Source organism: Glutamicibacter sp. M10 (genome assembly GCF_025452055.1).
In the GTDB taxonomy this organism is placed as follows: domain Bacteria; phylum Actinomycetota; class Actinomycetes; order Actinomycetales; family Micrococcaceae; genus Glutamicibacter.
The window spans coordinates 2,689,274-2,711,962 of record NZ_CP104918.1 but is presented as its reverse complement, the minus strand read 5'-3'; the positions used below and the strand labels follow the sequence as shown (position 1 = coordinate 2,711,962).

Genomic DNA, 22,689 nt, shown 5'->3' with positions numbered 1-22,689 from the left:
CTATATTATTAAAACATCATGTATCTAGATAAGCTAAATATCAACATAGCGAGATAAAAAATCATGGCAAGTGCACCTCCCTTCCGTACTTCGGAACTTTTCCGCTCTCTGATCTCACTTCAGCGAGCGCATGCACTGCGCGAAGTTCGATTACGCGCTGGCCTGAATCTGAACGACACGGATCTCAAAGCGCTGAACCTCATCCGCAGCTTGAGCGCACCCGGACCCGGCGAGCTGGCTAAGGAGCTGGGCGTTTCTACGGCCGGCATCACCGCGGTGTTAGATCGGCTCGAGGTACGCCAAGTGATCGCGCGCCGGGAACACCCCACGGACCGGAGGCGCACTGTGATCCATGCAGGCCCTGCCTTTCCCGAGGCAACCGGCGAGGCGCTGGCGATCCTGCGCAGCCTGCACAGGTTCTGTGCGCAGCTCGATGCTCCCTCCCGACAAGCGCTGCGCACGCTGCTCGCGGAAATCCTCCTATCGCTGCAGGCCGCCAGCACTGGGCAAGACGATAATTCCACCCCACCAGATCACCGGAGCAGTGAACTATGACAACGCATGCCAGTACCGATCAATCTTCGCCGGCCGGCCCGCGCACGATGACCGGCGAGAAGGGGTTCATCGACGAAGTCACCCGGGCGGCCATCAGCGATCGCCTCGAGCAGATCGGGTTGCAGGCTCAGCAGCGCAGCGCGGCGTATTCCGCGCAGGCCGCCGTGCTGTGGTCGCAGATCACCGCCCGCCTGTCCACAGGCAAGCTGATGCGCCCGGCCTTGGTCATGCTCGGCTACCGCGCCTTCTCGGGCTGCAATGAGGTCCGTGCCATCGATTTGGGCTGCGCTTTCGAGCTGCTACACAGTGCGCTGCTGATCCACGACGATGTGGTGGACAAGGACTTCGTGCGCCGCGCAGAGCCAACCATCTCGGCGCTGTACCGCGATCAAGCTCTAACCGTCGGGCGCAGCCAGGCCGAAGCGGAGCATGCCGGGAATTCGGTGGGGATCATCGCCGGTGACCTGCTGATCAGCGAGGCGATCAAGCTCGCCGCACGGGCCGCCGCTGGCACCGACAGCGAGTCCGTCGTGGAGCAGGCCTTCTTCCAGGCAATCGAGCAGGCCGGAGCAGGGGAACTGGAGGATCTGCTCTACTCCCTGGGATCGGCCCCGGCGACCACCAGCGAAGTGCTGCGCATGGAGCAGCTAAAAACCGCATCGTACTCCTTCCAGTTGCCGCTGCAAGCGGGGGCGCTCTTGGCAGGTGCAACCATGGGCCAAGCTGAAAACATCGGCACCGTCGGCTGCCAGCTGGGGGTGGCGTACCAGGTCATCGACGATGTGCTTGGAACCTTCGGGGATCCTTCGTGCACCGGCAAATCCGTGGAGTCCGACCTGCGCGAATTCAAGAGCACGATCCTGCTGGCCCTGGCCGCCGAACAGCCTGAATTTGCCCAGATGCTAAATGGCCTCCGCTCCGGTCACGTGTCAGTCGGGCAGATCCGCCAAGAGCTGGTCGACCAGGGGACGGAGCAATTCGCCCGGCATCTGGCCCAAGCACTGTGCAGCCGCGCCACTGGATCGACGGCATTCCGCGACTTGCCCGAGGAGGCCCAGCAGCTGCTGCGCACCTGCAGCCACCTCATCCTGGAGCGACGCCGATGAACGCCATAAAACCGCGGGAGCTCAACCCGCGCACCCCTGCCCTGCACTTGTATTCCCGCACGGCACAACGCAGCGCGCAGGTGCTGCTTCGCCAGTACTCCACCTCCTTCTCGCTGGCCTGCCGGATGCTCGACACAGCTAGCGCCACCCATATCGCCAATATCTACGCCCTGGTGCGCCTCGCCGATGAAATCGTCGACGGCGTGGCCTTCAAGCCGGGCTCGAGCCGCGCGCGATCGCCGCGTGCCTCGATGACCTGGAAGCGGAAACGGAACGTGCCATGGAACGCGGCTACAGCACCAATCTGGTGGTGCATGCCTTTGCGCTCACCGCTCGTTCCACCAGCATCACGCAGGCGCTGACTGCCCCGTTCTTCGCCTCGATGCGGGCGGACCTGACCACCGGGCAGCACGATGCGCGCAGCCTCGAAGATTATATCTACGGCTCCGCCGAGGTGATCGGGCTGATGTGTCTTCAGGTGTTCCTGGCGATGCCCGGGGCCGTGCCGCTGGACGCGGAGCAAGCGGACCAGGCCAAACGGGCGGCCCGAAGCCTGGGCGCGGCCTTCCAGAAGGTCAATTTCCTGCGCGATTTGATGCAGGACAGCCAGGAGCTGGGACGTGCCTATTTCCCCGGCATCAACCCCGCAGCATTTAGCGAGCAGGAAAAGCAGCGCCTGGTGGCGCAGATCGAGCAGGATCTGGAAACGGCGCGTGCTGGGCTGCCACTGCTGGCGCCCGCCGCGGCGCGTGCGGTGCGCCTGGCCCACGACCTGTTCAGGGAGTTGAACAGGCAGCTGGACAAGGCTCCGGCAAAAATGCTGCTGCGCACCAGAATCTCGGTTTCCCCCGGGCGCAAGGCGATGATCGCGGTGCGGGTGCTGCTGGGCAGGCCGGGAAAGACGCAAACCAGTCACATCATGGAAAGGCGGCACTAGATGGCCAGAGAAATTCGGGACGTGGTAGTCATCGGAGGGGATTCTCGGGCTTGGCCAGCGCCGGTCTGCTGGCCGCGCGCGGGTGCAATGTCACCTTGCTGGAACAGCACGCCACGGTGGGCGGCCGGTCCGGCCGTATTGAGCGCGCGGGATTCCGCTTCGATACCGGGCCCTCCTGGTATCTCATGCCAGAGGTATTCGAGCATTGGTTCGAGCTCATGGGAACCAGTGTCAGCGCGCAGCTGGAGGTGCGCGAACTGGAAATCGGATACCGCACGTTCTTCCAGGGCCGCCAATCTCCGGTGGACGTGGGCACCGCACCGGGCATCCGCGCGCTCTTCGAATCCCTAGAACCGGGAAGCACTCCAGCGCTTGAGGATTACCTGCGCACCGCTCGCACAGGTTACGAACTGGCCCTGCAGCACTTCCTCTACGATGATTTCAGCTCGCCCCGGTCACTGCTGGACCCTCAGCTGCTGCGTCTGCTCCCACAGCTGGCCGCCTTGTTGGGCTCTAGCCTGGAAAGCTACCTAGCCAAGCGTTTCCAGAGCAATGAAATTCGCCAGTTGCTTGGCTATCCTGCCGTATTCTTGGGCTCCAGCCCGGAGCGCACCCTGCGCTCTATCAGCTGATGAGCCACCTGGACCTGACAGATGGCGTCAAGTACCCGATGGGCGGCTTCGCTGCGGTGGCCGAGGCTATGGCAAAGGTGGCAACCCAGCATGGAGCCAGCATCACAGTAGGAGCCACCGCCACCGCGATCGAAACCACGCCGGGCAAGAACCCGCGGGTGGCGGCGGTTCACTGGACCGATGCCACAGGGAAGCGGCAACACACCGCGGCCCAGGCGGTGATCGGGGCAGCCGATGTGCGCCATATCGACGGAAGCCTGCTGCCAGGGCACCTCCAAACTCATACGGCCAAGAATTTTGCGCGCCGGGATCCAGGCCCGAGCGCCATCCTGGTGTGCCTGGGCATCACCGGGAAACTGCCAGAACTGGAACATCACAACCTGCTTTTCAGCACGGACTGGAAAGATAATTTCGCGCGCATCCGCGACGGCCGCGAATTGCAGCCGGAAACCAGCATCTACGTCTGCAAGCCCAGCGCCACCGACCCTTTCGTCGCGCCCGCTGATTGCGAGAATCTGTTCATTCTTGTGCCTGCTCCGGCCCTGCCAGAATGGGGAAAAGGAGGCCCGGATGGTCATGGGGATCCCATGGTCGAGCAGATCGCTGACGCCGCCATCGACCAGCTGTCGAGCTGGGCCGGAATCTCGGATCTGCGCCAGCGGATCGTGGTGCGCCAGAGCATCGGGCCGGCGGATTTCGAACAGCAGTATGGCGCCTACCGGGGAGGGGCGTTGGGCCTGGCACATACCCTGGGCCAAAGCGCCATGCTCCGGCCCGGCAACCACAGCAAGAAGGTGCAGGGACTGCATTATGCCGGAAGTACGGTGCGCCCCGGGATTGGCGTTCCGATGTGCTTGATCAGCGGCGAGCTGGCCGCCAAGGCAGTTCTGGGCATCACTGCCCCTGGCCCCTTGCCCGATGAGCGACGAAGCGCCAACAGAAGGGAAGCGGGAACATGATCTATCTGGGTATTCTTCTCGGACTGCTCGGGTGCATGGCGCTATTGGATGCCAAATGGAAGCTCTTTGTCTTCCGCCACCCGCTGCGCGGGCTGGCGGTCCTGGGATTGGGGACGGGATTTTTGTGTTCTGGGATGTCCTTGCCATCGGGCAAGGGATCTTCCTGCATGAGCCATCGAAGCTGATGACCGGGATCATGGTCGGCGAACAGTTTCCGTTGGAAGAAGTCTTTTTCCTGGTCTTCCTGTGCTATTGCGCGATGATTTTAGTCACCGGAGCGCAAGCGCTGAACCAGGTCCGGGCGCGGCGATGCCGTGCAAGCTCAGAGCTAAGGGGAAGGCGATGACCTTGTTTCTTGAGATGAGCTTATGGTTTCTCGCTGCAGCAGGCAGCGTGTTCCTCCTGGGCGTCCTGGCCAGCCGGAAAAGGCCTGCCGCTATAGCGCTGCCGTTGCTGGCCGCAATGGCGCTGATGCTGCTGCTCACGGCGATCTTCGACAACCTGATGATCTTTGCGGGGCTCTTCGACTATGGGACGCACACGCTTTCCGGTCTGCGCATCGGGTTGGCGCCCATTGAGGACTTCTTCTACTCCGCCTGCGCTGTGCTCTTGGCACCCGGCCTCTGGTGGCTCTTCGAAGGCCAGGAGTCAAGGCGCAAGGGCAGCGGCCATTCCACTCTTGACCACGACAAGGCTTGAATATGCTTCATGGAATTATCACAACTTCGCGGCCGGTGTCTTGGGTGAACACCGCCTACCCCTTTGCCGCCGCCTACCTCTTGGCTGGTGGCTCAGTGGATTGGAAATTCGTCGTGGGTACCATCTTCTTCTTGTTTCCCTACAACCTGGTGATGTACGGGGTCAACGACGTCTTCGACTATGAATCGGATCTGCGCAACCCGAGAAAGGGCGGCATAGAAGGCGCGCTACTGGCCCGCCACAGCCACCGGATGATTTTGCTGGCGAGCACGATCACCGCCGTGCCCTTCCTGATCGTCTTGGCCCTCGCCGGTAACGGCATCTCCACTGCTGTACTGGCGGGGTCGGTTGCTGCGTTGCTTGCCTATAGCGTTCCGGTCCTGCGGTTCAAGGAACGCGCTGGGCTGGACTCCCTGACCAGTGCGGTCCATTTTGTCTCACCTGCGTTCTTCGGCTGGGTGCTGGCGGGAGCGCCGGTGCACCCCACCCAAGGGCTGGTGTTCACTGCATTCCTCCTCTGGGGCATGGCCAGCCATGCGCTGGGTGCCATTCAGGACATCCTTCCCGACCGTGAAGCGAAGCTTGGTTCGATCGCGGTAGCATTCGGTGCACGGACGACGATTTTCTTGGTGGCGGGCGCGTATGTATTCGCTGGGCTGTTGCTTCTGCTCGGGGTTCGCGGAGTCGGCTCGTTAGCTGGCTTGCTCGCCATCGCCTACATACTTAATGTGCTTCCGCATCTTGGGGTGCAGGATTCCACGTCCGGTACGGTTAACCGTGCCTGGAAGAGATTTCTGTGGATCAACTACCTATGTGGTTTCATGCTGACGATGTTGTTGATTTACACAGCTGTATTCACCCGCTAATCACCAAAGAGAAGTCGAGGATTTGATGGATGTCATCCTGCTTTCCGAGGACGGCCAGCCAGTTGGCGTCATGCCCAAGGAAACAGTGCATACCAGGGATACACCTTTGCACCAAGCGTTCTCCTGTCACGTCAAGAATTCCCTGGGCCAGGTTCTGATGACACGCAGGGCGCTGTCAAAGTCGACATGGCCCGGGGTATGGACTAATTCCTTCTGTGGCCACCCCAGCCGGGGGAGCAGATGGAAACCGCGATCCGTCGGCATGCTGGCGGTGAATTGGGCATGGCGATCCGCGATATCCAGGTGGCCCTGCCGGAGTTCCGCTATCGCGCGGTCGATGCCTCCGGGGTTGTTGAGAACGAGATCTGTCCGGTATTTACCGCCGTGATCGATGGAGAAATCACCATGAATCCGGAGGAAGTCATGGATTACCGCTGGGTTGATCCCGTGGAATTTGCGGTAGCGGTCCGAGCCGCTCCATGGGCCTTCAGCCCATGGCTGGTCATGCAGGCCAGCGAAATGCCCCAGTATCGCACTCAGTAGCGAGCCCGGCCAGATTAGCGGCTCTTAAAGCCAAGCGTGGTGAGGATGCTCAGCACGGTAGTAAGCCCACCGTATACAACAATATCCGACCCCGGTAATGACCCTGATTCCGATACCCCCGACCAATCCGTTTCAAGTTCTTCGCCGTCAAATTCACTGACTCACCCTTAGCGTTAGTGAACCGGGTACTCACAAACACCAACAACTCGCACCGCCAGGCAACCAACGTCCGGAACAAAGACTGCGCCTCCACCATTTTCGATGCTTGAACAGACTTCTCCAACACCGACCACCGGGAATGACACTCATGAACGTTCGTAGCCTGCAACAGCGTTCTCATATGCTCTTTAATCCCATAAACCACCGCGAGTTCAGTATCTGATTACAGGATCTCTTGCAGTCGTTCAATCTGAAGATGGGAAAGGTTCTCCAAGTTACAGGTCAACAGTTTCCGATACTTATACGCTGGATCAGTCACCCGGCCACGACGCTCAAAGACCTCATGAGACCGGCGTCGACGAACCTGGATGATCATATGATTCGCCCGCTGAATCAAATGAAAATGATCAACACTGATCTTCGCTTTCAGTAAGTTCTCCCGCACCGCTTTACGGAACTCTGAAGACACATCAACCGCCACATGCTCAACACTTTGACGCCGATACCGCGGCCGGGCCTTCAACCATTTCTTCACCGCCGCACCGCGGCGTGCGTCCACGATATCCAAGATTTTCCCCGTATCAAGCTCAGTGAACACAATGGACCACGGTTCAATCCGCACGAATTTTCCGGTCCTACCCCGGGCATAACGAACCTTACGAAATTGGTGTTCATCGATACCGAGGCGGCGAATAAACATCCGGTCCACATCCCCGACAACCTGACCTTCAACATTCAGCCGCGCCATGACCGTAGGCCACGACTCTCCGTGCGCTGCGGCGACCCGAGACACTGCCCGCAATTCGCAGCTCATCTCATCGACCAGACGCTGGAGAGCCGGCTGGTGATCCGTGCAAGGGAGGGCAGCTGGGCGGTGGTTTGCACGAAGGCACGGCGTGCACAGGCTGTTTCTTGGCAGGCCATACGGCGTTTGCGTACCAGGATCTGGAGGTCGTTTCCGCCGGTTGGGATGTCTTTGACTCGGTGGATTGGCCTGGCGTGGATGCGAGTGGTGACCACCCCCACACGAGGGCCGGCAGCTTCGAGGGCTTTGGGCTCGATGAGGACTTGTTGTCCATCAGCATCGTGGGTTGCGTTGATGACGCGGTAGTCAGTGAGGTTCAGAAGAATCGACGCAGGGTCGCTTCCACCGGTATCCGTGGAACACGGCTCGTAGTTCCTTGCGTAATGGTTTGTCTAGACGACATCCATTTTCTCAAAAGGGACTGCGAGCCCTACTTATTTTGGGGCCACCACGCTAAAACTTGAAGAGCCATTTAAAGATTTCTCAAAATTCCGTTTGGTGGAGCCCTGTACCGTGAGGAGTATGGGGCCGGTCATTTTGACCTGTTCCACACAGGAAGAGAGCAACACGTATGGGCTCGACAAAAAACCTTTCGCTAGGTGTCATTGCAACTTCGCAAAAGACTGACGAAAAGCGACTACCAATTCACCCGATGCATTTTGAACGCATCGAAGAAAACTCCCGCCAGAGCATCATGATCGAATCCGGATACGGCATTCCCTGTGGCATGAGCGATGAAGAACTGGCACCATTTGTCGGTAAAATCGCCTCACGAAGTGAAATCATCGCCAGCGCAGACATTGTGCTGCTTCCCAAACCGCAATTCGCCGACCTGGAAGAAATGCGTGAAGGGCAGACACTTTGGGGTTGGCCTCACTGCGTCCAGGACGCAAAGCTGACGCAGCTTGCCATCGACAAAAAGCTCACGCTGATTGCCTTTGAAGCCATGAATCACTGGGGTGCGGACGGTAGCTTTGGGCTGCACGTGTTCCACAAAAACAATGAACTCGCCGGCTACGCCTCGGTACTTCATGCCCTGCAACTTTGCGGGGTCACCGGAGACTATGGTCGCCGGCTGACCGCGACTGTCATTGGCTTTGGTGCTACAGCTCGCGGCGCTGTCACCGCGCTGCGCGCCCACGGCATTAACGATGTTCGGGTGCTAACTAGCCGATCGGTAGCTGCCGTAGCTTCCCCAATTCACGCCGTACAGATGGTCCAGTTTGAACATGAGGGTGGTCCGAACCTAAGCGAAGTCATCACCGACGAGGGCAAATTGCCATTGGCGCCGTTCCTGGCCGAAAGCGACATTGTCGTGAACTGCACTCTCCAAGACCCCAATGCTCCGTTGATGTACTTACGAACCGCAGAATTAAGTGCTTTCAGCCCGGGGAGCATCATTGTGGATGTGTCTTGTGATGAAGGGATGGGATTCGAATGGGCCAAGCCGAGCACCTTTGCCGAACCAATGTCGAGCATTGGTCCGAACATCAACTACTACGCGGTGGACCATTCCCCTTCGTATCTGTGGAACTCGGCCAGCTGGGAGATTAGCGGAGGCTTGTTACCATTCCTCGATACCGTGCTGGCCGGAGCCGAGGCCTGGAAAGAGAACAAAACTATTTCACGGGCCATTGAAATCCAGGACGGTGTTGTTCTCAATCCTGCGATTCTTGAGTTCCAAGGCAGGGGAGCGCACTACCCTCATGAACTCTCCGCCAAGTAGCAATACTTTCTTGAGATTCTCCGTTGGTAGCTAGGCGGCAGGTTCCGATACGCTTAGTTCCCAAAGGTTTTACCGGTGAGCGCCAATCAGAACAGGAAACAAGAATCTTCATGGATGTAGTTTTGCTGTCGGAGGATGGCCAACCAATTGGCACTTGTGCCAAAGAACTGGTGCACACCACCGACACCGCACTGCACCAAGCATTCTCCTGCCACGTGCTTAATGCAGACGGACAGGTTCTGGTTACTCGCCGTTCACTGAATAAGCTCACCTGGCCTGGAGTCTGGACGAATTCATTTTGTGGGCATCCGCAACCGGATGAAGTGATGGAAGATGCCATCAAGCGCCATGCCCAACACGAACTTGGTCTGTCCATCAAGTCAGTTGAACTGGCGCTGCTTGACTTCCGTTATCGAGCGGTAGATGCCAGCGGCATTGTTGAGAATGAAATCTGCCCGGTGTTCACTGCGGTGATTGATAGCGAGATTTCGGCTAACCCGAGCGAAGTGATGGATCACCGCTGGGTTGACCCGAATCAGCTGGGGGACTCCTTCGCCTGACCCCTTGGGCATTTAGCCCATGGGTAGTTTGGCAAGCGGAACGGATGGATTTATATCAGCGTGCCTGAGTTGAATCGAAACTGAAACTAATAACAAGGAAGCCTCCCAAACTCAAAAGAGTTTGGGAGGCTTCCTTGTCTTGTTCGGAGGTCGACGTTGACCTATACGAAGTTTTCAGTTCCTTCAACGGTGTTCATGAAGTGATCCATGAACTCAGCAAAGTCCTGAGCATCTGACTCTTGATCAATAACGGCACCAACGCTCACCGCGTCATCGATATAAAAATCAATGCTCGGCTTAACCGGGATGGTGAAGCGGAAGACTCGTCCAGTGGAGGTGGCGACTTCATAGCCGCCGTCTACAAGCTGGGCAAGCTGGTTCACATTGGTGTTATTGATATTGATGGCGTCTTCGGAGGCCCGCAAGTCACTGGAATTCACCGGAGCGATGATCAGTTCTGCTGGCTGACGCCGATAGCCGATGACCTTAAGTCCTCCAGAACCGGCAATACCGGTTCCAGCTACAAGGTTGTAGCTGGCGAAATTAGGGATCTGCGAATCGAACGCGTCGTGAAGACGCGCTTTGACCTGCTCGGCTGGATTTTCGTCTGGGCGGTTGTCCATGTCTCCTACTCTACCGATATCTTTGGACAATTTGATCAGTCATAACATTTATTGAAACATGTCATGGTTACGTCATGGGTTGCTCAATTGGTCATATTGACGACTAGAATGAAATTTATGAGCCAGGATGCTACGCCAGATATCAAACCACGTTCCCGTGTGGTCACCGATGGTATCCACGCCGCTCCGGCGCGCGGTATGTTGCGTGCCGTCGGCATGGGCGATGATGACTTCGCAAAACCTCAAATTGGTATTGCCAGTTCATGGAACGAAATCACTCCATGTAACCTTTCGCTTAATCGTCTAGCCCAAGGCGCCAAAGAAGGAGTTCACGCAGGCGGCGGTTTCCCTATGCAGTTCGGAACCATCTCCGTATCTGATGGCATTTCTATGGGCCATGAAGGAATGCACTTCTCACTGGTTTCACGAGAGGTCATTGCCGACTCGGTAGAAACAGTGATGATGGCCGAACGGCTTGACGGCTCAGTGCTGCTGGCCGGCTGTGACAAGTCGCTGCCGGGAATGCTCATGGCAGCTGCCCGACTGAACCTCTCATCAGTGTTCCTCTATGCCGGTTCCATCATGCCGGGCTGGGTCAAGCTAGAAGACGGTACCGAAAAAGACGTCACCTTGATTGACGCCTTTGAAGCTGTAGGTGCGTGCGCGGCCGGGCGAATGAGCGAAAAAGATTTAGATTCTATTGAACGTGCCATCTGTCCAGGCGAAGGTGCCTGTGGTGGCATGTACACGGCCAACACCATGGCATCAATCGGTGAGGCCCTGGGTATGAGCCTTCCGGGTTCCGCCGCTCCACCGTCAGCCGATCGACGCCGCGACATGTTTGCGCACCGCTCCGGTGAAGCCGTGATTGAAATGTTGCGCAAGGGAATTCGTGCCCGCGACATTATGACCAAAGAAGCATTTGAAAACGCTATTGCCGTCATGATGGCCTTCGGCGGTTCAACCAATGCAGTGTTGCACCTATTGGCCATTGCTAAGGAAGCTGAAGTTGAACTGTCGCTGAGCGACTTCAACCGCATTGGAGATAAGGTTCCGCACCTAGCGGACCTGAAACCATTTGGCCGTTACGTGATGAATGACTTGGACCGCATTGGCGGTGTCCCCGTAGTGATGAAGGCGTTGCTAGATGCAGGATTGATCCACGGAGACTGCCTGACGGTCACCGGCAAGACGGTTGCTGAAAACCTCGCGCACATCGCTCCACCAGATCCTGACGGCAAGATCCTTCGTGCCATGGACAACCCGATCCACAAGACCGGTGGGGTGACCGTGTTGCATGGTTCGTTGGCTCCCGAAGGTGCAGTGGTGAAGTCCGCCGGCTTTGATGCTGATGTCTTTGAAGGTACAGCTCGCGTCTTTGAACGTGAACAAGGTGCACTTGAAGCACTGGATGCAGGAAAGATTCACGCCGGAGATGTGGTGGTCATTCGTTATGAAGGACCCAAGGGTGGACCGGGTATGCGAGAGATGTTGGCCATTACCGGAGCCATCAAGGGCGCCGGTCTAGGTAAGGATGTCTTGCTACTTACCGATGGACGCTTCTCCGGTGGAACCACCGGATTGTGTATTGGACACGTGGCACCTGAAGCCGTTGATGGGGGGCCCATTGCCTTTGTGAACGACGGAGATAAGATCCGTGTGGATATTTCGGCACGGAGTTTTGACCTCTTGGTTGATCCCGAAAAATTGGAAGCTCGCAAGATTGGGTGGAAGCCCTTGCCAGCGAAGTTCACCACGGGTGTGCTGGCCAAGTACGCAAAGCTAGTCAATTCTGCTTCGACAGGCGCGTATTGCGGCTAAGCAGCAGAAAATTCATGGTGTGGGTGAGACGAAGCGTCCACACCATGGACATTCATCTCATATACTGAGATGAACGGGGCGTCTATTTGCTCTTTACCCTCGGGTAGAGAAAACTAGAGGCATGCAAACAAACTTCGATGTTCTACTAGTTATCAGGCGCGGAGCCTGAGACGCTGTCGCACTAAGCGGACAGAACATCGGTAACGCGCAAGCCCCCTTTCGTCAGTAGCGACGGCCGCGGGGCGTTTTTTATGCGCAAACGAAGAGATAGAAATGGAAAGGATCCCGATGAGCAACTCAACACCCGCCAATCCGGCGTCGGTTGCGAATTCAATCAATCGAACCAAGGATGCCGCCGCCGCTGTCTCTTCCGTTGTGGAAGCTTCGAACCCGGTACAGGGTCCGAATACTATCGTTGCTCCCACACAGATGACGGGCTCACAAGCCATCGTCCGCTCGCTGGAAGAACTAGGCGTCAAAGACGTCTTCGGATTGCCAGGTGGGGCCATCCTTCCCACCTATGATCCACTGATGGATTCGACCAAGATCAACCACGTCTTGGTCCGCCACGAACAGGGTGCCGGCCATGCCGCACAGGGTTTCGCCATGGCTAGCGGCGAGGTAGGCGTTTGTATCGCCACCTCCGGCCCCGGCGCAACCAACCTCGTCACCGCACTGGCCGATGCCAATATGGATTCGGTTCCAATGGTGGCAATCACAGGTCAGGTGCACAGTGCCTTTATCGGCTCTGACGCATTCCAGGAAGCAGACATTGTCGGCATCACGATGCCGATCACCAAGCACGCTTTTTTGGTCACCAAAGCAGAAGACATTCCCAAGACCTTGGCCAGTGCCTTCTACCTAGCTCAGACCGGTCGTCCCGGTCCGGTGCTGGTAGATATCACCAAGGATGCCCAACAGGCGGATATGACCTTCTCGTGGCCACCAAAGGTGGAATTGCCTGGTTACCGTGTGGTGACTCGTGGTCACAACAAGCAGCTACGCGAAGCAGCCAAGCTGATCGCCGGCGCAACTCGTCCGGTGCTCTACGTAGGCGGCGGCGTCATCAAGGCCAACGCTCACGAAGAGCTGAAGGAATTTGCGGAATTCATCAACGCGCCAGTGGTCACCACCCTGACCGCACGCGGTGCGTTCCCTGACTCCCATGTACAGCACGTGGGCATGCCTGGCATGCACGGTGCAGTATCCGCGGTGACTGCACTGCAGCAGTCAGACTTGCTGATCACCCTGGGTGCTCGCTTTGATGACCGTGTCACCGGTGTGCTCTCATCCTTCGCTCCTAACGCGAAGGTGATCCACGCCGATATCGACCCAGCGGAAATCTCCAAGAATCGTGTAGCAGATGTGCCAATTGTGGGCTCGCTGGATGAGATCATCCCGCAGCTGCAAGAAGCCTGCGCTACCCGCTTTGAAAACGAGCCTCAGGCCGATCTGACCGGTTGGTGGGGACTGCTGAACCGTCTGCGTGAAACCTATCCAATCGGTTACACACAAACCCAGGATGGACTCTCCGCGCCACAGAACGTGATCCAGCGTATCGGTGAACTCACCGGTCCTGACGGCGTTTACGTAGCCGGTGTAGGCCAGCACCAGATGTGGGCAGCCCAGTTTGTTAAGTATGAGCGTCCACGCTCCTGGCTGAACTCGGCCGGTCTTGGCACCATGGGCTTCTCGGTACCTGCAGCAATGGGTGCCAAGGTGGCCCAGCCTGAGCGTGTGGTCTGGGCTATTGATGGAGACGGTTGTTTCCAGATGACCAACCAAGAGTTGGCCACCTGCGTGATCAACAAGATCCCCATCAAGGTTGCCATCATCAACAACTCTTCACTGGGTATGGTTCGTCAGTGGCAGACCCTGTTCTACGACGGCCGTTACTCCAACACCGATCTGAACACCGGTCACGGCACTGCACGCATTCCCGACTTTGTGAAGTTGGCAGATGCCTACGGTTGTGTGGGACTGCGTTGTGAACGTGATGAAGACATTGACGCCACCATCAAGCAGGCTTTGGAAATCAATGACCGCCCAGTGGTGATCGATTTTGTTGTCTCGGCTGATTCGATGGTGTGGCCAATGGTTCCTTCGGGAGTCAGCAACGACCAAATTCAGATTGCTAAGGGCATGACCCCTGAATGGGAAGAGGAGGACTAAAACATGGCAAAGCACACGCTTTCGGTACTGGTAGAAGACGTACCTGGTGTACTCACCCGAGTAGCTAGCCTCTTCGCCCGCCGTGCCTTCAACATTCACTCATTGGCTGTAGGCCCCACGGAAATTGACGGCATTAGCCGCATGACCGTAGTGGTTGACGCCGAGGGCGATTCCCTAGAACAGGTGACCAAGCAGCTGAACAAGCTGATCAACGTCATCAAAATTGTCGAACTGCTGCCGGAAACCTCGGTGCAGCGCGACCACATCATGGTCAAGGTGCGTGCCGACGCGGCAACCCGCCTGCAGGTGACCCAGGCTGCGGAACTCTTCCGTGCCTCGGTGATCGATGTGTCTACCGACTCGCTGGTAGTGGAAGCTACCGGCAACGCGGCAAAGATTGAAGCGCTCTTGGCGATCCTTGAGCCTTTTGGCATTCGAGAGATTGTTCAGTCCGGCACCCTCGCGGTGGGACGTGGCGCCAAATCAATGAGCGACCGCGCACTAAAGTCCCTCTCCGCCTAAGACTGGCGAAGACATCAACGGACACGAACTACAAATTTTAGATACTTGGCACCTAGCTTAGAGATTGAGCTAAACGCCAGAGCACAAATAAGGAGAACTACAGTGGCTGATCTGTATTACGAAGACGACGCAGACCTCTCGATCATCCAGGGCAAGAAAGTAGCCATCATTGGTTACGGTTCCCAGGGTCACGCACACGCACTGAGCCTGCGCGATTCGGGTGTTGAGGTTGTTGTTGGTCTGGCTGAGGGCTCCAAGTCCCGCGCCAAGGCTGAAGCTGAAGGCCTGAAGGTCTCCAACGTAGCTGAAGCAGCTGCTTGGGCCGACGTCATCATGATCCTGACCCCAGACCAGGTTCAGGCTCAGGTGTACTCCGAGTCCATCGCAGAGCACCTTGAAGAAGGCAATGCACTGTTCTTCGGCCACGGCTTCAACATCCGCTTCGGCTTCATCCAGCCACCAGCCAACGTTGACGTTGCCCTAGTTGCACCGAAGGCTCCAGGTCACACCGTACGCCGCGAATTCGAAGCTGGCCGTGGTATCCCTGACCTGATCGCCGTGGAGCAGAACTTCACCGGTGGCGCCAAGGAACTGGCACTGGCTTACGCAGCAGGCATCGGTGGCACCCGCGCTGGTGTTATCGAAACCACCTTCACCGAAGAGACCGAAACCGACCTGTTCGGTGAGCAGGCTGTTCTTTGTGGTGGTACCTCGCAGCTGGTTCAGTACGGCTTCGAAGTTCTGACCGAAGCTGGCTACAAGCCAGAGATCGCCTACTTCGAGGTCTCTGCACGAGCTGAAGCTGATCGTTGACCTGATGTGGGAAGGTGGCATCGCCAAGCAGCGTTGGTCCATCTCTGACACCGCTGAGTACGGCGACTACGTCTCCGGTCCACGCGTTATCACCCCAGAGGTGAAGGAAAACATGAAGGCTGTACTGGGCGATATCCAGTCCGGCGCTTTCGCTAAGCGCTTCATGGAAGACCAGAAGGCTGGCGCTCCTGAATTCAAGGAATTGCGTGCCAAGGGTGAGTCCCACCCAATCGAGACCACCGGTCGCGAACTGCGCTCGCTGTTCTCCTGGATCTCGGACGCATCCTCGGATGACTACGTAGATGGTTCCGTAGCCCGCTAATCGCGAGCTGAGAACTAGCTTTATTATCTGAAAGCAGCTGGCTCTGAACGATAGGAATATCGTTTAGAGCCAGCGGTTTTCGTTTAAATGCATGTTGCGTCCATTCTGCGATGAGCGCATCGAAAAGGGAGCTGCACTCCTGCTGTGTGCTGAAGTGCCGCGGCCTGAAGGAACTTTAGTATTCAATCTTTTAGTGTAAGAATTGTTCCGGGCGAGAGCAGAACGAACAATGCCGCCGCCGCTGTTCAATAGCTGATAGTTCAAGGAGCAAAAGTGGCTAGCGAAGATATTGAGATCGTTTCTGATGGAAATGGCGTGGCAGTCCTTGGCGAACGCAGCGCCGTTGACAAATTCGTGGAATCCGTCGGCTTGATTTCCAAGGAACTGCCCTTGGAACGCGTAAGCAAAGCAGCTGGCCACAGTGCAACCGCGATGCAAGCCGGTAGCGGGATTGCGCAGACGTCCGGACGCTGGATCAAGCTCTCGGAAGACTCAGCACGGATCTTCAATGCCAAGAACCTGATGGCTGGATCGGAGAACGGCCTGGCGCGTGCAGTCGTCATGAAAGATGGCAAGATCAGCAATTTGCTTGAAATCGTCACCAGCCCAACGGCGATGCTTTCAAACCCGGCTGTTCTGGCAGGCGTGGGTGGAATTATAGCCCAATACGCGATGCAGTAGAGCATGGATGAGATCACCGATTACTTGAAGGTGATCGACGAGAAAATTGACGATATCCTCCGTGCGCAGAATGACGCGGTCCTAGCGGATCTTGATGGTGTTGGAATGCTCATCGATGATGCCATGGTCGTGCGCGACCAAGTGGGGCATATCGGCGAGACGACATGGTCAAAGGTTAATTCGAATGCCAAGACCATCGCAACGACCCAGTCCTATGCGCTGCGGGCCTTGGCAGGATTAGCTGAAAAGCTGGAAAACAAAACGAAGATGGGTGAACTGGCCAAGATCACCCGCGAGATCGAATCAAAGGCCACCCAGTGGTTGGCAGTATTGGCACGTTGCTTCCAACTCGAAGACGGCATGTCTGTTCTGGAACTGGACCGTGTGCTCAACGGGTCTCCTGACGAACTGGAGAATCATCGAATCGCGCTGCAGATCGCGCGCGAACGCAGAATCGCACACATTACGAAGGTGACCGAGCAGCTTCTTGAGCGAATCGCTGTCGTCGCCGGACTGGCGAATTCAAAGGTGCTGCTGCATCCGAAGTCATCGAGCGAAGTCGTGAAGGCGACGAATGCCGTCTCGAATGATCTAGTGGAATTCCAAAGCCGATTGGGAATCGAGAGCGCCTACGGGGCACTGGAGTCAAAGAAGTGGCTCAAGGCTGTCTCCGAGGTTCGGGACAAGGTGACTGATGCAGGCGCTGATGGCTTGAGCGCAATCAAGCAGTTTGGGGACGAGACGAAGAACCGTGCCCTGGACAAAGCCGAGGACGTAGCAACTTCATTTGCCGAGAATATCAAGAAAAGCCGCAGTGGGGAGTCCGCGAAGGATTCTCCAGAAGCCATTGAGAAGTAGGAGCTGGCGGAGCTAGATTCTTCCCTCGCACTTGGCTCCATTGCATTTCAAATAAATCGACCTCGGTTACTTCCGATATGGGAAGTAACCGAGGTCGATTTTTTAGTCTGCTGGGTCGGATACTAGCCAGGCAGGCTTAGAGCTTCGAAGCCCGGTAGCCGGCCTTGCGCGCATCAGCTGCAGTCTTGAAGCATTCTTCTGGCTTCGTGATGTTGTAGAAGCGCTGTCCCTTGACGTGGTACTTCCACTCCTTCTGGCTGCCGGTGCGGTTGCCCTTCACCGGGTAGCCTGCAGGGCAGTTCTTTGCCTTGCCGCTCATCTTCACGGAACGCTTGGCGGCCGCCTTCTTCACCAGCAAGGTCTGCGTCTTCTGAATGGTCGAGGTCTTGCCCTTGAGCTGGTACTTGACCGTGGTGGTGACCTTGTAGGTGCCCGCTGCGAGCTTGACGGACTTCTTCTTGCTGGCGACGGTCTTCTTGCCCTTGACCACCTTCAGCAACGCCGACTTGATCTTCACGTTCTTTGCCTTGGAATAGCTAGGCTTGATGGTTGCCTTGGCTGAACCCTTGACAGTCTTCGTGCCAATTTTCTTGATCGTTACCGCAGGAGCCTTTTTCTTCGCAGCAACGATGCTGGCAGATGAAATGCTGGTGGGCAACGGAGCGGCCGAGGCCGCGGAGACACCGGAGAATACAAGTGCTCCCGAAGCGATGACAGCGAGTGAACGCTGAACTAATTTATTCAATTTCTCCCCATGGAAAGTCGAGCGAGCATGGGCACTGATCGGTCCCATGTGCTGATTCTAATCTGGACTGGGAATAGAAACTATGGCTGGACGCGATTGTGATCGATTGCGGCTATTGCCGTCAAAGCGTTACCCGAGCAGTCGAGTGTTTTCCCAATGATTAGTTGAAGCCTTTGCTAGGCTCGGGCAAAACCATGCAAAGGAGGGCGCCCATGCCACAGGAAAGCAACTACGACGATTTCGCCCAGGACTACGCTGACGAGAACGAATTCAGCATGCTGAACGCCTACTATGAGCGGCCGGCCACCTTGGAACTGGCAGGAGAGGTTGCCGGCCGGAACATCCTGGATATCGGCTGCGGCGCCGGTCCGCTGTCGGAACAGCTCATGAGCCGTGGAGCGAGCGTCTCGGGCTTCGACACCAGCCGGGCAATGGTGGACCTGGCACGCCAGCGGCTGGGCGAAGATGCCGACCTGAAAGTGGCGACATTGGGGGAGAAGCTCCCGTATGCCGACAACAGTTTTGACGATGCCATCGCTTCCTTGGTGTTCCACTATTTGCCGGACTGGGACTACGCACTGGAGGAAGTCCGCCGGGTCCTCAAGCCCGGCGGCCGGCTCATCATGTCGGTGAACCATCCGATTCTCTACCCGTTCAACCACCGAGGCAAGGACTACTTCCAGCTCACCCAGTACACCGACGAAGTGACTTTCAAGGGGAAGCCTGCCGAACTGACCTATTGGCATCGGCCTTTGCATGAAACCATGAAGGCACTGATCTCCGCAGGGTTCGCGGTGGAGCGTGTTTGGGAGCCGCCGTATGCCAAGGATGCGCCCGAAGGCGTGATTCCAGAAGCCTTGCGTGAACGCGACGCGTTCTTGAGCTTCCTGTTCTTCTCGCTGCGCTCGACGCGCTAGCCAGCGCACTGCTTCCAGGTGCCAACGGCGTCCGGAAGCCGCGAAGCCCTCGAATGTCAGCTGATAGCCGGCATAGCGGCAGGACGCGTTGAATGATGGGGATCGACGAAACTGTTTTCTGCCAGCTGAAGCAAGTAAGCGCCATACCCGCTCTTGCCCAACTCCCGGCCCAAAGTGCGCAACTGGTCATCGCAGATGAACCCCTGGCGCCATGCAACTTCCTCGGGAGAACCGATCTTCAAACCCTGCCGCGCTTCGACAGTGCGCACGAAGTTGGAGGCGTCGTTGAGCGAATCGAAGGTTCCGGTATCAAGCCACGCAGTTCCGCGGGCCAGCACCGTGACGTTGAGGTTGCCCTCTTCGAGGTACAAGCGGTTGATGTCGGTGATCTCAAGCTCTCCACGGGCCGAAGGCTGCAATGTCCGGGCTTTGCCAACCACGGAATTGTCGTAGAAGTACAATCCCGGAACAGCGTAGTGGCTTTTCGGGTCCAGCGGCTTCTCTTCCAGCGATACGGCCCTTCCGGAGCTATCGAACTCGACGACGCCGTAGGACCTGGGATCCTTGACCCAGTAGCCGAAGATCGTCGCGCCGGTCTGGTCGGCGTAGCTTCCCAACTGGGTGCCGAACCCCGGTCCATGGAAGATGTTGTCACCCAGCACCAGCGCCACGGATTCCCCTCCGATGTGCTCGGCGCCAAGTATGAACGCTTGGGCCAGGCCTTCAGGCCGGGCTTGCACGGCATAGGACAGATTGATGCCGAACTGCGAGCCATCGCCGAGCAAGGACTTGAACTGCCCCTCATCCTGCGGCGTCGTGATGACCAGGATGTCCCTGATTCCAGCGAGCATCAGCGTGGTCAGCGGATAGTAGATCATCGGCTTGTCGAAGACAGGCACCAATTGCTTTGAGATGCCTCGCGTGATCGGGTGCAAACGAGACCCGGTTCCCCCAGCTAGAATTATTCCCCTCATGGCTATCGAGCCTAATGAAGCGGGCAGCGATCTTGTCAGAGTAGTCATACTCGAGAATTGCTAGGAAGCTGCTTGGCCGCGGTGCCCACTGGCTACATTGGTGAGATGAAAAGAATCCTTGTAACTGGGGGAGCAGGATTCATTGGGGCAAATTTCGTGCACCATATGATTACGCATTCCGACAGTGAAATCACCGTATTGGATAAGATGACCTACGCCGCCAACCGGCAGTCGCTGGAAGGCTTGGACAGCAAACGCGTCAACCTTGTTGTTGGCGACATCTGCGACTACGTGTTGGTCAACGAACTGGTGCCGCAGCATGATGCTGTGGTCCACTTCGCGGCCGAGACGCACAACGATAATTCCTTGCACGACCCGCGCAGCTTCGTGAATTCAAATGTCTTGGGAACATTTGAACTCCTGGAAGCTGTGCGCAACCACGGCGTGCGCCTGCACCATATCTCCACCGACGAGGTCTATGGGGACCTGGAACTCGATGATCCGCAGCGCTTCACCGAAACCACGCCCTACAAGCCGTCCAGCCCGTATTCGGCTACCAAAGCCTCCAGCGACCTGCTGGTCAAGGCCTGGGTCCGTTCCTTCGGGATCGAGGCGACGCTGTCCAACTGCTCGAACAACTACGGGCCGTACCAGCATGTGGAGAAGTTCATCCCGCGGCAGATCACTAATGTCCTTGGGGGATTGCGGCCCAAGCTCTACGGCAATGGGGCAAATGTGCGCGATTGGATCCATGCCAGCGACCACTCCTCGGCGGTGCAGCTCATTCTGGAAGTGGGCCAGGCCGGGCGCACCTATTTGATTGGTGCGGACGGAGAGAAGAGCAACCGCGAAGTGCTCGCACTGATTCTGGAGCTGATGGGCAGGAAAGCCGATGACTTCGATGCGGTGGCCGACCGGGCCGGCCATGACCTGCGCTATGCCATTGATTCCACGGTGCTGCGCACCGAGCTTGGCTGGCAGCCGCGGTACACCGACCTGGTGCAGGGCCTGGAGCAAGCCATTGGCTGGTACCGTCAGCACCGCTCCTGGTGGGAGCCGGCCAAGGCACAGACCGAGCAGCGCTACGCGCAGCAAGCCGATGCGTTCAAGGTTGCCAGCTGATGGGCGGCGCGGCGCAGCTACGGGTGGAGGGCAGCCCGATTCAAGGACTCGAGGTGGTCAGCCTACCGGTGCACCGCGATGAGCGCGGCTGGTTCAAGGAGAACTGGCAGCGGGAGAAAATGGTGGCTGCGGGTTTGCCGGACTTCCGCCCGGTGCAGAACAATGTCTCCTTCAATGGCCCGCGCGGGACCACTCGCGGATTGCACGCCGAGCCATGGGACAAATACATTTCGGTGCTGTCTGGAGAGATCTTCGGCGTCTGGGTGGATCTGCGTCCCGGGCACGGTTTCGGCAGCCTGTTCACCGCGAAGATGGGCGAAGGCCAAGCGGTCTTCGTGCCACGCGGGGTGGCCAATGCCTTCCAGACCTTGGCCTCGAACACCGTGTACTCCTACCTGGTCACCGAGCACTGGACAGAGGCAGCCCGGTTGGAATACAGCTACGTCAATCTGGCCGACCCGGATTTGGACATCCCCTGGCCCATCAGCTTGGATGAGGCCATAGTTTCACAGGCGGACAAGGAGCACCCACCGCTGGCGCAGGCGAAACCAGTGCAGCCCAAGAAAATTGCGGTGCTCGGCGGGAACGGTCAGCTCGGACGTGCCTTCGCTCAACTGGCGAAGTCAGATGAACGGATCGCTTTGTATACCCGCGCCCAGACCGACTTGCAGTCCCCGGGCTTCGCGGCATCGCTGGACCTTGCCAATTGCAGCCACGTGGTCAACGCGGCGGCGATGACCTCAGTGGACCGGGCCCAAACCCCTGCGGGCAGTGCCGAAGCGTGGCAAGTCAATGCCGTGGCCGTGCGCCAGCTGGCGGCACGATGCGGTGAGCTGGGGGTGCCGCTGGTGCATGTTTCCACCGACTATGTGTTCGATGGCGCGCAACGCGAGGTCGATGAGCTGCATCCGATCGCGCCGCTCGGAGTCTACGGCCAAAGCAAGGCCGCTGGCGAGCAGGCTGTGCTGGCTCACACCGGCAACTATGTGGTGCGCACCAGCTGGGTTATCGGGCAGGGCAACAATTTCGTGTCCACCATGCGCCGACTGGCCGAGCAGGGAATCGCGCCCAGGGTGGTCGATGACCAAGTTGGACGACTGACCTTCGCCAGCGAGTTGGCCCGCGGCATCATGCACTTGCTGGATACCGGCAGCGCCCCGGGGATCTATCACCTGCAGGGCGGCGGCGAACCCGCCAGCTGGTACCAGGTTGCCCGCGAGGTCTTCGCCTTGTGCGGCCATGACCCGGATGCCGTGCAGCCGGTTTCCACCCGGGAGTATGCCTTGGACCGGCCCCATCTGGCACCCCGGCCGGTAAACAGCACGCTGGACACCGCAAAATTGCAAGCGACCGGCTTTGCGCCGAAGCCGTTATCCGACTTGCTGGACCAGTTCCTTGGCCAGAATCGTGTGACGTCATAAAAACCGGGTAGGTAAAAATCGGGTGTGGTCCAAGTGGAGGGCAGGTGAACGGCAAGAAACCCTCAGTCAGGTTCGACCATCCTGCGCACGGTGAGAGTTGTTCCAAGTCAATTTCAGAATTTGCGGGGACGAATTCGTTGTTGCCGAGTGA

20 protein-coding genes and 4 pseudogenes are annotated in these 22,689 nt (G+C 57.8%); 20 read left to right on the top strand and 4 right to left on the bottom strand.

Annotated elements, in window-relative coordinates; translation table 11 throughout:
* Window positions 1–63: 63 nt before the first annotated feature.
* From N6V40_RS13210 to idi (N6V40_RS13175), 9 genes and pseudogenes are all read left to right on the top strand, one after another.
* The gene (locus tag N6V40_RS13210) at window positions 64–555 is read left to right on the top strand and encodes a MarR family winged helix-turn-helix transcriptional regulator (protein WP_131087963.1); all 492 of its coding nucleotides are present in this window, start codon (window positions 64–66) and stop codon (window positions 553–555) included.
* The gene (locus N6V40_RS13205; protein ID WP_131087964.1) at window positions 552–1,661 is read left to right on the top strand and encodes a polyprenyl synthetase family protein; all 1,110 of its coding nucleotides are present in this window, start codon (window positions 552–554) and stop codon (window positions 1,659–1,661) included. The genes N6V40_RS13210 and N6V40_RS13205 overlap by 4 nt, the downstream gene beginning before the upstream one ends.
* Window positions 1,658–2,023: a squalene/phytoene synthase family protein gene (locus N6V40_RS13200; protein ID WP_262197953.1), complete on the top strand. Its 366-nt coding sequence runs from the start codon at window positions 1,658–1,660 to the stop codon at window positions 2,021–2,023. The genes N6V40_RS13205 and N6V40_RS13200 overlap by 4 nt, the downstream gene beginning before the upstream one ends.
* Window positions 1,942–2,598: a phytoene/squalene synthase family protein gene (locus N6V40_RS13195; protein ID WP_262197952.1), complete on the top strand. Its 657-nt coding sequence runs from the start codon at window positions 1,942–1,944 to the stop codon at window positions 2,596–2,598. Before N6V40_RS13200 ends, N6V40_RS13195 begins: the two co-directional genes overlap by 82 nt.
* 50 nt (window positions 2,599–2,648) lie before the next feature.
* On the top strand, window positions 2,649–3,230 hold the full coding sequence (locus N6V40_RS17400) for an NAD(P)-binding protein (RefSeq protein WP_315973691.1): 582 nt from the start codon (window positions 2,649–2,651) through the stop codon (window positions 3,228–3,230).
* Entirely contained in the window at window positions 3,230–4,189 is a 960-nt protein-coding gene (gene crtI, locus N6V40_RS17395; RefSeq protein WP_315973690.1) for a phytoene desaturase family protein, read from the top strand. Before N6V40_RS17400 ends, crtI begins: the two co-directional genes overlap by 1 nt.
* 342 nt (window positions 4,190–4,531) lie before the next feature.
* On the top strand, window positions 4,532–4,888 hold the full coding sequence (locus N6V40_RS13185) for a lycopene cyclase domain-containing protein (protein WP_242632427.1): 357 nt from the start codon (window positions 4,532–4,534) through the stop codon (window positions 4,886–4,888).
* Window positions 4,889–4,932: 44 nt separating this feature from the next.
* Window positions 4,933–5,754: a prenyltransferase gene (locus N6V40_RS13180; protein ID WP_315973689.1), complete on the top strand. Its 822-nt coding sequence runs from the start codon at window positions 4,933–4,935 to the stop codon at window positions 5,752–5,754.
* Window positions 5,755–5,779: 25 nt separating this feature from the next.
* Window positions 5,780–6,297 (top strand): annotated as a pseudogene (idi, locus tag N6V40_RS13175) (isopentenyl-diphosphate Delta-isomerase).
* Between the two features lie 49 nt (window positions 6,298–6,346).
* Here the strand turns inward: idi (N6V40_RS13175) and N6V40_RS13170 are convergent.
* Window positions 6,347–7,587 (bottom strand): annotated as a pseudogene (locus N6V40_RS13170) (ISL3 family transposase).
* A gap of 245 nt (window positions 7,588–7,832) precedes the next feature.
* On the opposite strand from N6V40_RS13170, the gene N6V40_RS13165 reads away from it, so the two are divergent.
* Window positions 7,833–8,987 carry a N(5)-(carboxyethyl)ornithine synthase gene (locus N6V40_RS13165; protein ID WP_262197950.1) on the top strand — a complete coding sequence of 385 codons (1,155 nt, stop codon included), beginning with the start codon at window positions 7,833–7,835 and terminating at the stop codon, window positions 8,985–8,987.
* Window positions 8,988–9,097: 110 nt separating this feature from the next.
* Window positions 9,098–9,615 (top strand): annotated as a pseudogene (gene idi / locus N6V40_RS13160) (isopentenyl-diphosphate Delta-isomerase).
* Window positions 9,616–9,708: 93 nt separating this feature from the next.
* Here the strand turns inward: idi (N6V40_RS13160) and N6V40_RS13155 are convergent.
* A complete protein-coding gene (locus tag N6V40_RS13155) occupies window positions 9,709–10,170 on the bottom strand; it encodes a hypothetical protein (protein ID WP_131087972.1) in 462 nt (153 codons plus the stop codon).
* A gap of 117 nt (window positions 10,171–10,287) precedes the next feature.
* Here N6V40_RS13155 and ilvD point away from each other — a divergent pair, with 117 nt between their 5' ends.
* From ilvD to N6V40_RS13125, 6 genes and pseudogenes are all read left to right on the top strand, one after another.
* On the top strand, window positions 10,288–11,991 hold the full coding sequence (ilvD, locus tag N6V40_RS13150) for a dihydroxy-acid dehydratase (protein WP_262197949.1): 1,704 nt from the start codon (window positions 10,288–10,290) through the stop codon (window positions 11,989–11,991).
* 288 nt (window positions 11,992–12,279) lie between these two features.
* The gene (locus N6V40_RS13145) at window positions 12,280–14,163 is read left to right on the top strand and encodes an acetolactate synthase large subunit (protein WP_262197948.1); all 1,884 of its coding nucleotides are present in this window, start codon (window positions 12,280–12,282) and stop codon (window positions 14,161–14,163) included.
* A gap of 3 nt (window positions 14,164–14,166) precedes the next feature.
* The gene (gene ilvN, locus N6V40_RS13140) at window positions 14,167–14,685 is read left to right on the top strand and encodes an acetolactate synthase small subunit (protein ID WP_131087975.1); all 519 of its coding nucleotides are present in this window, start codon (window positions 14,167–14,169) and stop codon (window positions 14,683–14,685) included.
* Window positions 14,686–14,787: 102 nt separating this feature from the next.
* Window positions 14,788–15,820: pseudogene (gene ilvC, locus N6V40_RS13135) on the top strand (ketol-acid reductoisomerase).
* A gap of 273 nt (window positions 15,821–16,093) precedes the next feature.
* Window positions 16,094–16,501, top strand: coding sequence for a hypothetical protein (locus tag N6V40_RS13130; protein WP_131087977.1), 408 nt, complete (start codon window positions 16,094–16,096; stop codon window positions 16,499–16,501).
* 3 nt (window positions 16,502–16,504) lie between these two features.
* Window positions 16,505–17,359: a hypothetical protein gene (locus N6V40_RS13125; RefSeq protein ID WP_131087978.1), complete on the top strand. Its 855-nt coding sequence runs from the start codon at window positions 16,505–16,507 to the stop codon at window positions 17,357–17,359.
* A 136-nt stretch (window positions 17,360–17,495) separates the two neighbouring features.
* Here N6V40_RS13125 and N6V40_RS13120 read toward each other — a convergent pair whose 3' ends face one another.
* On the bottom strand, window positions 17,496–18,152 hold the full coding sequence (locus N6V40_RS13120) for a sunset domain-containing protein (protein WP_105661116.1): 657 nt from the start codon (window positions 18,150–18,152) through the stop codon (window positions 17,496–17,498).
* Between the two features lie 164 nt (window positions 18,153–18,316).
* On the opposite strand from N6V40_RS13120, the gene N6V40_RS13115 reads away from it, so the two are divergent.
* Complete coding sequence (locus N6V40_RS13115; RefSeq protein ID WP_131087980.1) at window positions 18,317–19,021, top strand: class I SAM-dependent methyltransferase; 705 nt, start codon at window positions 18,317–18,319, stop codon at window positions 19,019–19,021.
* A 56-nt stretch (window positions 19,022–19,077) separates the two neighbouring features.
* On the opposite strand, the gene rfbA is transcribed toward N6V40_RS13115, so the two are convergent.
* Window positions 19,078–19,995 (bottom strand): glucose-1-phosphate thymidylyltransferase RfbA, encoded by a 918-nt coding sequence (gene rfbA, locus N6V40_RS13110; RefSeq protein WP_131087981.1) that lies wholly within the window; start codon window positions 19,993–19,995, stop codon window positions 19,078–19,080.
* 105 nt (window positions 19,996–20,100) lie between these two features.
* On the opposite strand from rfbA, the gene rfbB reads away from it, so the two are divergent.
* Both rfbB and N6V40_RS13100 read left to right on the top strand, forming a co-directional pair.
* Window positions 20,101–21,117 carry a dTDP-glucose 4,6-dehydratase gene (gene rfbB / locus N6V40_RS13105; protein ID WP_131087982.1) on the top strand — a complete coding sequence of 339 codons (1,017 nt, stop codon included), beginning with the start codon at window positions 20,101–20,103 and terminating at the stop codon, window positions 21,115–21,117.
* On the top strand, window positions 21,117–22,538 hold the full coding sequence (locus N6V40_RS13100) for a sugar nucleotide-binding protein (RefSeq protein ID WP_131087983.1): 1,422 nt from the start codon (window positions 21,117–21,119) through the stop codon (window positions 22,536–22,538). The genes rfbB and N6V40_RS13100 overlap by 1 nt, the downstream gene beginning before the upstream one ends.
* Window positions 22,539–22,689: the final 151 nt, after the last annotated feature.

Bases quoted from the DNA above. Each gene is read 5' to 3' on its own strand.
- N6V40_RS13210 (WP_131087963.1), top strand. From the start codon at position 64: ATGGCAAGTGCACCTCCCTTCCGTACTTCGGAACTTTTCCGCTCTCTG.
- N6V40_RS13205 (WP_131087964.1), top strand. From the start codon at position 552: ATGACAACGCATGCCAGTACCGATCAATCTTCGCCGGCCGGCCCGCGC.
- N6V40_RS13200 (WP_262197953.1), top strand. From the start codon at position 1,658: ATGAACGCCATAAAACCGCGGGAGCTCAACCCGCGCACCCCTGCCCTG.
- N6V40_RS13195 (WP_262197952.1), top strand. From the start codon at position 1,942: ATGGAACGCGGCTACAGCACCAATCTGGTGGTGCATGCCTTTGCGCTC.
- crtI (WP_315973690.1), top strand. From the start codon at position 3,230: ATGAGCCACCTGGACCTGACAGATGGCGTCAAGTACCCGATGGGCGGC.
- N6V40_RS13185 (WP_242632427.1), top strand. From the start codon at position 4,532: ATGACCTTGTTTCTTGAGATGAGCTTATGGTTTCTCGCTGCAGCAGGC.
- N6V40_RS13165 (WP_262197950.1), top strand. From the start codon at position 7,833: ATGGGCTCGACAAAAAACCTTTCGCTAGGTGTCATTGCAACTTCGCAA.
- N6V40_RS13155 (WP_131087972.1), bottom strand. From the start codon at position 10,170: ATGGACAACCGCCCAGACGAAAATCCAGCCGAGCAGGTCAAAGCGCGT.
- ilvD (WP_262197949.1), top strand. From the start codon at position 10,288: ATGAGCCAGGATGCTACGCCAGATATCAAACCACGTTCCCGTGTGGTC.
- N6V40_RS13145 (WP_262197948.1), top strand. From the start codon at position 12,280: ATGAGCAACTCAACACCCGCCAATCCGGCGTCGGTTGCGAATTCAATC.
- ilvN (WP_131087975.1), top strand. From the start codon at position 14,167: ATGGCAAAGCACACGCTTTCGGTACTGGTAGAAGACGTACCTGGTGTA.
- N6V40_RS13125 (WP_131087978.1), top strand. From the start codon at position 16,505: ATGGATGAGATCACCGATTACTTGAAGGTGATCGACGAGAAAATTGAC.
- N6V40_RS13120 (WP_105661116.1), bottom strand. From the start codon at position 18,152: ATGGGACCGATCAGTGCCCATGCTCGCTCGACTTTCCATGGGGAGAAA.
- N6V40_RS13115 (WP_131087980.1), top strand. From the start codon at position 18,317: ATGCCACAGGAAAGCAACTACGACGATTTCGCCCAGGACTACGCTGAC.
- rfbA (WP_131087981.1), bottom strand. From the start codon at position 19,995: ATGAGGGGAATAATTCTAGCTGGGGGAACCGGGTCTCGTTTGCACCCG.
- rfbB (WP_131087982.1), top strand. From the start codon at position 20,101: ATGAAAAGAATCCTTGTAACTGGGGGAGCAGGATTCATTGGGGCAAAT.
- N6V40_RS13100 (WP_131087983.1), top strand. From the start codon at position 21,117: ATGGGCGGCGCGGCGCAGCTACGGGTGGAGGGCAGCCCGATTCAAGGA.